A 12,020-nucleotide genomic window follows, 5' to 3' on the forward strand; every position below is an offset into this window, starting at 1 on the left:
TAAGAAAATGAAAAAGTTCAATATAGTAGTTTTCATTCTGTTTATCAGTATTCTTACGGGATGTATGGACGATTTTCTGGAAAGAAATCCATACGGAACCATTGATGAAAATACATTTTTTACGAAAGCAGAACATGCTGATTTAGCAGCAATGGCTTGCTACAAAAATTTGCAGAAACTCAACGGCCACTGGGCAGATGCTCAGTTGGAACTGGGAATGACTGGCGATTTTTCTTCTGCCGGTTTTAAAGACGCGCAACCGTTTTACGTGGGGTCTTTTAATCCAAACGAAAGCAACGTGGTAAAAGGCATCTGGAAACGGGCGTACGAAGGTATCGCTGTATGTAATAACAACATTGCCGGCGTTACAAACATGGATGAAAGCATTATCGATGCAGAAGATAAAAATCAGTACCTCGCTGAGATGAGGTTTATTCGTGCTTTCTGGTATTTCAGGTTGGTTCAGTTTTACGGAGATGTTCCGTTGCGCCTCGAACCGGTAACTGATCCTACAAACGATGATGTGGTACAGATGGCTGCAACTTCAAAAGAAAAAGTGCTTACCGATTTGGTTATTCCTGACCTTACTTTTGCCGCAAAAAATCTTCCCGAAAAATGGAACGATGCTTATTACAACCGCGCCACAGTGGGTGCGGCAGAAGCCTATTTGTTAGAAGTGAATGTGTACCTGGGGAACTACGACGAAGCAATTACTGCCGGTCAGGAAGTATTGAAACAGGGATATTCTCTTATCGAAAATCCCGGCAACGTGTTGCGTGTTGATTACGAAGCTTCTCCTGAAATAATTTTCTCGGTTGCGTTCGGAAACGGTGTTGAAACATACCGCGAGTACTACTTTGGAACAAAAGAAGACCTGGGAGAAGACGGACGTATTATGCGGGGAGATACTTATTCAGGAGACTATTTTTATCCTTCCGAAGAGTTTGTTGATTTCTTCCAGACAATTGATGGTAAATCCGTTGAAGAAGGCTCTGAATATTACGATGAAAATGTAACCTGGAAAAACAGGGATCCGCGTTTCGACTGTACTTTCTTTACCGAAATGGATGAAATTACCACTACCACCGGCGAAGTTTTCCAATGGAATCCCGAGTGGCTGGTAAATAAACCAACCGGATTCGATATTCAGAAAAGAGGGGTTTGGTATGGCGATAATACCTGGAACAAAAGAACAGACATTCATTTGATGAGGCTTCCGAGAGTTTACCTTTTAATGGCTGAAGCTTACGCCCAAAAGAACGATTTTGTGAATGCAGCAAAATATGTTGAACAGGTAAGAAGCCGCGCCCGCCGGTTTGCTTTGGATAACAGCAGCAAATATGTTCCCGAAGGCCTCGCTCCCGAGCAGGTTTTGCCGGCGCCAGCCATCGCTTCTGTAGAAGATGCAATGGCAGCCATAAATTACGAAGCAAGGGTTGAGTTTTTTGCCGAAGACTGCATCCGTTATTTCGACCTCAAACGTTGGGGCAAATTGTCGGAAGAATGGTCAAGGGTTGGTAACTTCCTGTGGAACGACAAATTGTACAACCTGCCAATTCCGTCAGACGAATTGAATGCTAATGAAAAGATAACACAAAACCATACAGGATGGGGTAATTAATGTAGTTTTAAATTTTTAACCTACATTGCAGGGAGCTCGGACAAATCAGCTCCCTGCTTTTTTAATATACATAATCATGTCAAAACACGCGTTTCTTCTTCTAATTTTTGTCACCGCATTTTTTGTGGGATATGGCCGTGGCAACGTCGAAAATGAACCCACGCTTTCCGATAAAAATTCATTTTCTATAATCGTATTACCCGATCCCCAGAGTTACACCAAGTTTGGTGTTAATCAGCCCATATTTGATTTGATGACCGCCTGGGTGGAAAACAATATTGACAAGCTGAATATTAAAGCAGTATTTTGCACGGGAGACCTGGTTGAGCAAAACGAATACCTGCTTCCCGACGGAATAAACGGAGACCAGACCTCCCGCGAACAATGGATTGCCGTTTCCCGGGCATTTGAAAAACTCGACAACAAAGTGCCATATATCATCAGCACCGGTAATCATGATTATGGGTATAAAAGATCGGAAAATGCGCTGACCCGCTTTCCCGAATATTTTCCGGTGGAACGCAATAATAAATGGGACAGTTGCCTGGTTAGTGTTTTTAATAACCGCCACGGAATGCCCACACTGGAAAATTCAGCTTATGTTTTCGAAAATGAAAACTGGGGAAAACTGCTTGTGATTACCACCGAATTTACTCCGCGCGACGAGGTGCTTAATTGGGCAAAAAACCTTTCTTCAGAAAAAAAATATCAGGATCATAAGGTGATATTTCTGACTCACTCATACCTCGATGGCGATGGCGAACGCATTGCAGAAGAAAGCTACAAACTTGCGCCGGCAAATTACGGCAACGACATTTGGGAAAAGCTGCTTTATCCGGCTTCAAATATTCGAATGCTCATTTGCGGGCACTATTGTACAATCGGAAGTTTTGAGGAAAATGTCAGCTCCCGCATCGATAGAAATAGTGATGGGAAAGAGGTTTTTCAAATGATGTTTAATGCACAGACCGAAGGTGGAGGCTGGCACGGCAACGGGGGCGACGGCTGGCTTCGTATTCTCGAATTTATGCCCGATGGAAAATCCATTCAGGTAAAAACCTATTCGCCGTTTTTCGGCATTTCTCCAACCACTAAAAAACACGCATGGAGAACAGAACCATGGGACGAATTTGTAATTGATTTGAACTAAAAATACCCAATAATATGAAGACTTTATTTTTTTTGCTTTTTAGCATTTTCGCTTTTCTTTCCGTTTCAGCAGTAAACATTATCCCTTACCCGTCGAAGGTTTCAGAATCTTCGGGCAAAGTGGTTCTCAAGAAAAAACTGGTTGTAAGTTATTCTGATGATCTTACTGCCGAAGGCATTTATTTGAGCCGGGTGCTCGAAAATGACTTTGCAATTACAACAAAAAACAACAAAAAAAGAGCGGTGGTTTTGCTGAAGAAAAATCCGTCGCTGCTAACCCGTCTTGGCGAAGAAGGTTACCTGCTGGATGCGAAAAACAATAAGGTTGTTATTCAGGCAGCCACCGGGCGTGGAGTTTTCTATGGTATTCAGACGCTGCGGCAGATTATTGAAAAAGGTTCGGGGTCAACCTGTTTTGTCAATGGCGTAGAAATTGAAGACAGCCCGCGCTTTAGCTGGAGGGCTTTTATGCTCGACGAAAGCCGTAACTTTAAAGGAATGAAAGTGGTTAAAGAGCTGCTCGATGAAATGGCGTTGCTGAAATTGAACACTTTTCACTGGCACTTAACCGACGACCAGGGCTGGCGCATCGAAATAGAAAAATATCCGTTGCTCACACAAATAGGTGCACGGCGCGATTCAACACAGTCGGGCGTTTGGCCTGGTGGTTGGAGCAGCACGGTTTACGACACTACGCCGCACGAAGGATTTTATACGAAACAGCAAATTCGCGAGATTCTGAAATATGCAAAAGAACGTCACATTCAGGTTATTCCCGAGATTGAAATGCCGGGGCATGCTTGTGCTGCAATTGCTTCGTACCCGTGGCTTGGCGTTTCTAAAAAGAAAATTAGTGTTCCGGCAAAATTTGGCGTTCATTACGATGTATTCGATTTTACCGACAGCCGCGTAGAAAACTTTTTAAAAGATGTACTCGACGAAATTTTCGAACTGTTTCCTGCGCCAATAGTTCACATTGGAGGAGACGAAGTGCGCCACGATCAGTGGGAGTCTTCCCCCGAGATAAACAAATTTATGCAGGAAAACGGCATCGAATCATACTCCGACTTGCAGGTGTGGTTCACCAACCGGATGTCGAAATACATCGAATCCAAAGGACACCGGATGATGGGATGGAACGACATTATGGGCGTGCAGTTGCACGAGTACAACAAAGAGGAACAAGTGAAAGAAAAACTTGCTCAAAGCGCCATTGTGCATTTTTGGAAAGGCGATTTGGATTTGGTAAAACAGGCTGTCTCTGCCGGGCACGAAATTGTAAATTCATACCACGAGTTTACATACCTGGATTATGATTACGAAAGAATTCCGCTCGAAAAGGCATACAGTTTTAACCCGGTTCCCGAAGGGCTTCCCGCCGGCTTGAATAATAAAATACTTGGTTTGGGATGCCAGATGTGGGGAGAGTGGATTCCTACCAAAGAATCGATGGAGCAGCGGGTTTTTCCGCGCATTGCAGCGTATGCCGAGGTGGGCTGGACATCAACAGAACAGAAAGATTACACCCGTTTTACAGAGGCGCTTCCTTTCTTTATTAATCGTTGGAAAAAGGCAGGAATTAATTACAACCAAGACGCTGAGTAACCCAGTGGGAATTGTTCTGTCTCGGAGTTTTTGTTCCCAAAAGGTTCAATTGAATTAACGGCAGAACGTAAATCGCTCAAACAATAAGGGCGCTTTTGATGCTGAAAAAGATGTTGAAAGGCGGGGCTCTGAATCATTAAAACAAATATTTTCAGGGATATGAAAAATTTTTTTATTGCAACAATAATTCTGGCAGGAGCACTTGCTTTGTTTTCCTGTTCAGAAAACGAAACGGAGAAGGTCACCGAAGCGGAGACTGACTTCACAAGGTTTGTTAACCCGTTTGTTGGAACCAGCAAAATGGGGCATGTTTATCCGGGAGCAACTGCTCCTTTTGGTATGGTGCAACTGAGCCCGCAAACCAATTTCGTGAAAATGTTTGACGAAAATGGTGACTACAATAAAGAGACGTACGAGTACTGCGCAGGGTATCAGTACCGCGACTCAACTATCATCGGTTTTTCGCACACCAACCTGAGTGGCACGGGCCACTCCGATTTGGGCGACTTTTTGGTAATGCCAACCACCGGCAGCCTGGTGCTCGATCCTTTGCCTGTTTCTGCCGGCGGAAAGGGATTTTATTCTGTTTTCTCTCACGAAAAAGAAGAGGCGTCTCCAGGGTTTTACAAAGTGGATTTGGACAGTTACAATATTAAGGCAGAGCTTACTGCAACAGAACGGGTCGGTTTTCATCAATATACTTTCCCGGAGTCCGACAGTGCCCACATTGTGCTCGATATGGTGTACAATATTTATTATCACAACAATAAAAATGTGTGGACTTTTATTCGGGTTGAAAACGATTCGCTGGTAACCGGATACCGTCAGACCAAAGGTTGGGGAAGAACCCGGAAAGTATTTTTTGCCATGAAGTTTTCCAAACCGTTTGAAAGTTACGGGCACAAAAAGTACGATGAAATTATTTATAACAGATTTTACGATCGCTTTAACGAGACCGAAAACTTTCCGGAAATGGCCGGAAAAAATCTGAGGGCTTACTTCAATTTTAAAACAAAAGAGGGCGAAAAAGTAAAAATAAAATTTGCCTTGTCGCCGGTTAGTGCGGCCGGAGCGCTTAAAAACCTCGATACGGAAATTCCTCACTGGGATTTCGACAAAACGCGCGAAGAAACCCGTTTGGCCTGGAACCGCGAACTTTCAAAAATAGAAGCAGAAACACTCACCAACGAGCAGAAGGTTACTTTTTACACAGCATTGTACCACGCGTGTCTTTCTCCAATTGTTTACGAAGATGCAGATGGCCAATACCGCGGGCTTGATCAGAATATCCACACCTCCGACGGTTTTGTCAATTACACTGTGTTTTCTCTTTGGGATACTTACCGCGCATTGCATCCTCTATTCAATATTATTCAGCCCCGGCGAAATAACGACATGATAAAATCGATGCTGGCGCACCAGGCTCAGAGTGTTCATCACATGTTGCCGGTTTGGAGCCATTATGCCAACGAAAACTGGTGTATGATTGGTTATCATGCTACCTCTGTAATTGCTGATGCTATGGTGAAAGGTGTGGGCGATTTTGACCACAAGCGGGCGCTGGATGCATCGGTGCAAACAGCAAGCGTGAGGTACTTCGACGGCTTGGGCGATTACATCGACTTTCATTTTGTTCCGGATGATAAATCTCATTCATCTGTTTCGAAAACACTGGAGTATGCATACAACGACTGGTGCATTGCCCAAATGGCAGGGCTGACCGGCGAAAAGGAGGTGGAAAAAACGTTCCTTTCGCGTTCAAAATATTACGAAAATGTGTACGACCCGGCAATTGGATTTATGCGGCCGAAGTTGGCAGACGGGACTTTCAGAAAAGACTTTAGTCCGCTGGATACCCACGGACAGGGATTTATTGAAGGGAATGCCTGGAATTACGGATTGTACGTGCCGCAAAATATTGATACGATGATTGCGATGATGGGAGGGAAGGAGCAGTTTAGCCGTCATTTGGATTCGCTGTTTACAATGCAGCTCGAAGATAAGTACATCGAAAAGAATGAAGACATCACCCGCGACGGAATTATCGGGAATTATGTGCATGGAAACGAGCCTGGGCATCACATTCCATACCTTTACAACTGGACCGGAAAACCCTACAAAACCCAGGAACGGGTGCGGATGATTATGGATTCGATGTATGGAGCCGGCGTGGAAGGGCTTTGTGGAAATGACGATGCAGGGCAAATGAGTGCGTGGTATGTTTTCAGTGCGCTGGGTTTTTATCCGGTTACTCCCGGTTCTGCCGAATATGCATTGGGAAGCCCGCTTGTAAAGCATGCAACCATCCATCTCGAAAACGGTAAAACCCTTGAAATAGTTGCCCGCAATCAGACTGCCGAAAACAAATATGTGAAATCAGTTTCTTTAAATGGGAAAGTTATTGAAGGGAATAATTTACAACATAACGACATTGTAAACGGCGGAACAATTGTGTTTGAAATGGCGGAACAACCGTAAAGTGAGATTTTGTTTTTAGGTTGCTGTTTAGCTTTTCAAAAGTGGCAGTTGCCCCGAATGCAAAAAGTTCGAACAAAAAAGGAAAATATCGGAGAACAATTTTGTTTTCTATGTTTTCCTTTTTTTCTTTTTTGCTGCCGGAAAAAGAACATTGTTCAGAATTAACCGGTACCCCGGAGAGTTGGGGAACAAATTCAGGTCAGTGGGAGGATCGCCAACCAGGTGGCGGTAATCTTCTGGGTCGTGGCCACCGTAAAATGTCCAGAAACCTTTTCCTTGTTCTCCGTGAATATAGCGGGCTTCGCTGGCGGGTTTGTTTTCTCCCAAAACCAGGACGTTGGGTTTTACCAGCTCCTTTCTGAAAGCGGTAGTCTGCCCCATAAAACCTTTTATCATGTTGCGGTGGTTTTGGCAAAGCATGGTAGGAATGGGATCCCATTTTGCTGAAAATTCGAAGAGCGTAAAATAGTCTGTTTCCCTGGAAACTCGCCTGGTGTTGGTAACGTCAATGTCTGAAAACTCATAAACATTGGGGTCGTTTTCCAGGTGGAAGTTCTCAAAAGCAAATGTTCTGGAGAAATCCAGATATTCCTGGGCGTGGGGATCAGCCGGGTCTCCGTCGAACATGGGGCCGCAAATGTCTAATCCGGTTGCTGCACGGGCAATATCGTAGGTGTCGGTGGCAGCGCACATGGCAAACAGGAATCCGCCATTTGCTACGTAGTTGTTGATTTCGCGCGTGACAAATGATTTCATCTCTGAGACTTTTAAGAACCCAAGTTTTTCGGCCATGGCTTTGTTAATTGATACTTCCTGCTGGTACCACGGCATGTGTTGGTATGTTCGCCAGAATTTGCCAAACTGGCCTGTAAAATCTTCGTGATGCAGGTGAAGCCAGTCGTATTCCGAAAGCTTTCCGTTTAGTATTTCTTCGTCGTAAATCTGGTCGTATTCAATTTCAGCATAAGTAAGCACCAGTGTTACTGCGTCGTCCCAGGGCTGTTTGTTGGGCGGCGTGTAAACGGCAATTTTAGGCGCTTTGTTCATGCTAACCGCATCCTGATTAACTTCAGGACGGGCAATTTCATTTAATATAGCGGAGGCCTGGGCGTCGGTAATGGTTTCGAAAGAGACCCCTCTGACAACACATTCGTTTTCAATATCAGAATGATGCTGCATGAGAAAGCTTCCTCCGCGGTAATTGAGCAGCCATTTTACTTCGATATCGCGCTGAAGCACCCAGTAGGCAATTCCATACGATTTCAGGTGGTTTCGTTGCGCATCGTCCATGGGAATGAGCAACTGAATGGCAAATGCCTGCGCAACAAAAATCCAAAAGCCGACTGTTAATATGATTTTGTTTCTCATTTACGTTTCCCTTTGTTTACGGTAACAATACAATTAGCAAAGGTAATAAGTTTAGAAGAAATCAGAACGGTATGTCGCTGTTCGCACCCGACTTGTCGAAGTCGCTGTTGGGAGATATTCCGGCGCCAACAGATTCTTCTTCGTCTTCGTTCATTTTTGAACTGAAAGTCTGTGAACCGCCGTCGCCTCCAAAACCATCTCCAAAGTTGGTTTCCATGTCGCTGAACTTGGCCAGTTCTTTTTTAAATGCCAGATGCACATCGGCGGTGGCACCGTTACGGTGCTTTGCAATAATAATTTCGGCCACGCCAATTAACGAGTTTCCGGATTCATCTTCTGTAATACCGAAATACTCCGGACGGTGGATGAATGTTACAATATCCGCATCCTGCTCAATCGCCCCCGATTCACGCAGGTCGGAAAGCTGCGGGCGTTTTCCTTCACGGGATTCAACCGAACGGTTTAGCTGCGAAAGCGCAAGAATAGGAATGTCCAACTCTTTTGCAATAGCTTTAAGCGAACGCGAAATGGTACTTACCTCCTGTTCACGACTTCCGCGGTTGTCAGAGCCGGCGGTCATCAACTGAAGGTAGTCGACAATAACCACCTGAATATCGTGTTGCATTTTTAACCGGCGGCATTTTGCCCTAAACTCAAAAATAGAAAGTGCAGGAGTATCGTCAATATAAATAGGCGCTTTTTCCAACGCAGAAATTTTCCGGTTCAGGTGTTCCCACTCGTAGTTCTCGAGCCGGCCGGTTTTCAGCTTGTCGTTGCCCAGTTCGGTTTCGGCAGCAATTAACCTGTTTACCAGCTGGATGGATGACATTTCCAGCGAGAAAATTGCAGTAGGCCTGTTGTGTTCTACCGCCATGTTACGTGCCATACTCAGTACGAATGCAGTTTTTCCCATTGACGGACGCGCGGCGATAATAACCAGGTCGGTTCGCTGCCAGCCCGAGGTAATACGGTCGAGCGACGTAAAACCCGATGGCACACCGCTCAACCCGTCTTTCTGCTGCCGGGCTTTTTCTATCTGCCGGATTGCTTCATTCAACACCGGCTTAATTGGCACGGTTTCCTTTTTGATATTTCGCTCAGCTACCTGAAAAAGGGATGATTCGGAGTAGTCAATCAGATCATCCACGTCCATTGTATCGTCGTACGCTTTTGTCTGTATTTCGGTACTAACCCGAATCAGTTCGCGCTGAATGTGTTTCTGGGCAATAATACGTGCGTGGAACTCCAGGTGAGCTGCCGAAGCAACCCTTCGTGTAAGTTGTGTAATGTACCCCGGGCCGCCAACTTCGTCCAGCTCGTTGCGGTCTTTTAGTTCCTGGGTAACCATAAGCAAGTCAACCGGTTTTTCGTTGGCCGACAGCTCTTTTATGGCTTCAAATATTTTTTGGTGCTCTTCTTTGTAAAAGCTTGAAGTATCGAGGAGGTCGGCAACTGTAACGTATGCGTCTCGTTCGAGCATTAGTGCACCCAAAACTGCTTCTTCTACTTCAACTGCCTGTGGTGGAAGTTTTCCGTATTGTGCGTTTATTTCGTCAATGGTCATTCCGGTTTGCCGCCGGTTTTGGTTAGTTGTGTTTCTCTTCTTTTCAGCAGCCATTTTCAGTCCTCGTTTTCCTGATAATATATTTTAAATTGAAGCAACTAAATTACAAATAATGCACAGGGCAGGTTGTGTTTTGCCCGATTAGTTGTCAACCAATTTTATTCACAAATGTTTATTGATGCGTACCCAGTTTATCCTCAATTACTTTGGTAATAACTTCCTGTAAAGTAATTCCCATGGCGTTAATTTGTTGGGGAATAAAGCTGGTAGCAGTCATCCCCGGTGTGGTGTTCGCCTCGAGAAAATAGAATTTTTTGTCTTTCAGAATGAAGTCGATTCGTACAATTCCAGAACACTGGCAGAGGTCATAAATCTCGGAACTGAGTTGCTGGCACTGTTCGTATAAATCTTCGGGAAGCCGGGCAGGTGTAATTTCCGCAGTGGCGCCCGGAGTATATTTTGCTTCGTAATCGAAAAATTCGTTTTTAGGAATCACTTCGGTTACCGGGAATACTATTTTTTTGCCTCCTGTTTTAACCAGTCCGCAAGTAAATTCGGCCCCGTCAATAAATTCTTCTATTAATGCTTCGGAGCTTTCTTCCCATGATTTTTCCACTGCCTCAATCAGTTTGTCTTCAGATTTTACTTTGGTTATTCCAAAGCTCGAACCTCCGGCATTGGGTTTAACAAAAAGGGGCAATCCTAAATTCTCAATAATTTCGGCACTGTTAATTTTTTCTCCTTTGCTAATTTTAATGGAACGTGCCATTGTTATCCCAAAACTTCTCAGGTAATTATTGCAGAACCATTTGTTAAAGGTGAGCGACGATGAATGAACATCGCACGACGAATAAGGGATGTTCAGCAAATCGAAATATCCCTGTAGAACTCCGTTTTCTCCGGGAGTGCCGTGAATAGTGATGTACGCATAATCGAATGCGGTTTTTTCTCCGTTTATTGTAAAACTGAAATCGGATTTGTCAACCGGGGCAATTTTATTTTCGCCCTGCATTACGTTCCAGTCCTGCCCGTGCATTTGCACCAGCCACGGAGTGAATTTTTGAGTGTCGACGGCAGCCAGAACGTTGGCGCCGCTTTTTACCGATACGAAAAACTCAGATGAGTCTCCGCCGGCAATAACCGCAATATTTGGTTTCTTAGTCATTTCTGTTCGCAATATAATTTTCCCACTTTTCAATTGTTGTTGTCATGTCTTCAGGTAGTTCTGAGTCGAACAACATTTTTTTGCCGGTTGTTGGATGCACAAAGCCCAGGGTTTTGGCATGCAGTGCCTGACGGGGCAGCAATTTAAAACAATTTTGAACAAATTGTTTGTACTTGCTAAAAGTTGTTCCCCTCAAAATTTGATCGCCTCCGTAGGTCGAATCGTTGAAAAGCGGATGGTTGATGTATTTCATGTGTACGCGAATCTGGTGTGTCCGTCCGGTTTCCAGGCGGCATTCTATCATGCTTACATACCCGATTCGTTTTAATACTTTGTAATGAGTTACTGCGTGTTTGCCGTAATCTCCTTCAGGAAACACGGTAAAAACCTGCCTGTTTTTCAGGCTTCTCCCGATGTTGCCGGTAATAGTTCCCTCGTCGTCGTTCGGGCTGCCCCAAACCAGTGCCTGGTAGCGCCTTTCAGTAGTTTTTTCGAAAAACTGCAGTGCCAGTTTACTTTTTGCACGTTCGGTTTTCGCCACAACCAGCAACCCCGAAGTATCTTTATCGATGCGGTGTACCAGCCCGGGGCGCGGATCCTCGCTGTTGAACAGCGGAAGATCTTTGAAATACCATGCCAGCGCATTTACCAAGGTGCCCGTATAATTTCCGTGCCCGGGGTGGACCACCATTCCGGGCTGCTTGTTTACTACAATAACCTGGTCGTCTTCGTAAACAATATTCAAAGGAATTTCTTCGGGGATGATTTTTAACTCACGACGTGGGTAGTCCATTAAAATTCGGATTTCGTCGTTGGGTTTTACCTTGTAGTTGGCTTTTACCGGAGTTTCGTTTGCCAGAATGTTTCCTGCTTCGGCGGCGGCCTGAATTCGGCTCCGGGAAGCATTGTCAATTCGGTTTGCCAAAAACTTGTCAATTCGAACAGGTGATTGTCCCGGGTCAACACTTAACCGGTAATGCTCGTACATTTCACCTTCTTCCGGCTCTACGTTTTCAGACAGGTATTCCATCATCTTAATTTCATTCGTTTTTAAATTGCTGTTTGCTTAA

General features: G+C 44.7%; 8 protein-coding genes. 4 read left to right on the forward strand and 4 right to left on the reverse strand.

Annotated elements, in window-relative coordinates:
* The first annotated feature begins 7 nt into the window (after nt 1-7).
* The 4 genes from BUB08_RS03590 to BUB08_RS03605 all read left to right on the forward strand — a co-directional run bounded on the left by BUB08_RS03590 (nt 8) and on the right by BUB08_RS03605 (nt 6,853).
* Entirely contained in the window at nt 8-1,621 is a 1,614-nt protein-coding gene (locus BUB08_RS03590) for a RagB/SusD family nutrient uptake outer membrane protein (protein ID WP_072999035.1), read from the forward strand.
* A 76-nt stretch (nt 1,622-1,697) separates the two neighbouring features.
* The gene (locus tag BUB08_RS03595; RefSeq protein WP_072999037.1) at nt 1,698-2,771 is read left to right on the forward strand and encodes a metallophosphoesterase; all 1,074 of its coding nucleotides are present in this window, start codon (nt 1,698-1,700) and stop codon (nt 2,769-2,771) included.
* Between the two features lie 14 nt (nt 2,772-2,785).
* Entirely contained in the window at nt 2,786-4,375 is a 1,590-nt protein-coding gene (locus BUB08_RS03600) for a beta-N-acetylhexosaminidase (RefSeq protein ID WP_072999039.1), read from the forward strand.
* 159 nt (nt 4,376-4,534) lie between these two features.
* On the forward strand, nt 4,535-6,853 hold the full coding sequence (locus BUB08_RS03605; protein WP_072999041.1) for a GH92 family glycosyl hydrolase: 2,319 nt from the start codon (nt 4,535-4,537) through the stop codon (nt 6,851-6,853).
* 108 nt (nt 6,854-6,961) lie between these two features.
* Here the strand turns inward: BUB08_RS03605 and BUB08_RS03610 are convergent, their stop codons facing one another.
* The 4 genes from BUB08_RS03610 to BUB08_RS03625 all read right to left on the reverse strand — a co-directional run bounded on the left by BUB08_RS03610 (nt 6,962) and on the right by BUB08_RS03625 (nt 11,983).
* The gene (locus tag BUB08_RS03610) at nt 6,962-8,221 is read right to left on the reverse strand and encodes an asparagine synthetase B (protein WP_072999042.1); all 1,260 of its coding nucleotides are present in this window, start codon (nt 8,219-8,221) and stop codon (nt 6,962-6,964) included.
* A gap of 61 nt (nt 8,222-8,282) precedes the next feature.
* Nucleotides 8,283-9,839, reverse strand: coding sequence for a replicative DNA helicase (gene dnaB / locus BUB08_RS03615; RefSeq protein ID WP_072999044.1), 1,557 nt, complete (start codon nt 9,837-9,839; stop codon nt 8,283-8,285).
* Between the two features lie 118 nt (nt 9,840-9,957).
* Nucleotides 9,958-10,950: a D-alanine--D-alanine ligase gene (locus BUB08_RS03620; RefSeq protein WP_072999046.1), complete on the reverse strand. Its 993-nt coding sequence runs from the start codon at nt 10,948-10,950 to the stop codon at nt 9,958-9,960.
* Entirely contained in the window at nt 10,943-11,983 is a 1,041-nt protein-coding gene (locus BUB08_RS03625; protein ID WP_072999048.1) for an RluA family pseudouridine synthase, read from the reverse strand. The genes BUB08_RS03620 and BUB08_RS03625 overlap by 8 nt, the downstream gene beginning before the upstream one ends.
* Nucleotides 11,984-12,020: the final 37 nt, after the last annotated feature.

Origin of the sequence: Mariniphaga anaerophila (assembly GCF_900129025.1) — a bacterium.
GTDB classification, from domain to species: domain Bacteria; phylum Bacteroidota; class Bacteroidia; order Bacteroidales; family Prolixibacteraceae; genus Mariniphaga; species Mariniphaga anaerophila.

What these genes read in the sequence shown, in the direction of transcription:
- BUB08_RS03625 (WP_072999048.1), bottom strand. Translation starts at nt 11,983, where the DNA reads ATGATGGAATACCTGTCTGAAAACGTAGAGCCGGAAGAAGGTGAAATG.
- BUB08_RS03595 (WP_072999037.1), top strand. Translation starts at nt 1,698, where the DNA reads ATGTCAAAACACGCGTTTCTTCTTCTAATTTTTGTCACCGCATTTTTT.
- dnaB (WP_072999044.1), bottom strand. Translation starts at nt 9,839, where the DNA reads ATGGCTGCTGAAAAGAAGAGAAACACAACTAACCAAAACCGGCGGCAA.
- BUB08_RS03610 (WP_072999042.1), bottom strand. Translation starts at nt 8,221, where the DNA reads ATGAGAAACAAAATCATATTAACAGTCGGCTTTTGGATTTTTGTTGCG.
- BUB08_RS03600 (WP_072999039.1), top strand. Translation starts at nt 2,786, where the DNA reads ATGAAGACTTTATTTTTTTTGCTTTTTAGCATTTTCGCTTTTCTTTCC.
- BUB08_RS03620 (WP_072999046.1), bottom strand. Translation starts at nt 10,950, where the DNA reads ATGACTAAGAAACCAAATATTGCGGTTATTGCCGGCGGAGACTCATCT.
- BUB08_RS03590 (WP_072999035.1), top strand. Translation starts at nt 8, where the DNA reads ATGAAAAAGTTCAATATAGTAGTTTTCATTCTGTTTATCAGTATTCTT.
- BUB08_RS03605 (WP_072999041.1), top strand. Translation starts at nt 4,535, where the DNA reads ATGAAAAATTTTTTTATTGCAACAATAATTCTGGCAGGAGCACTTGCT.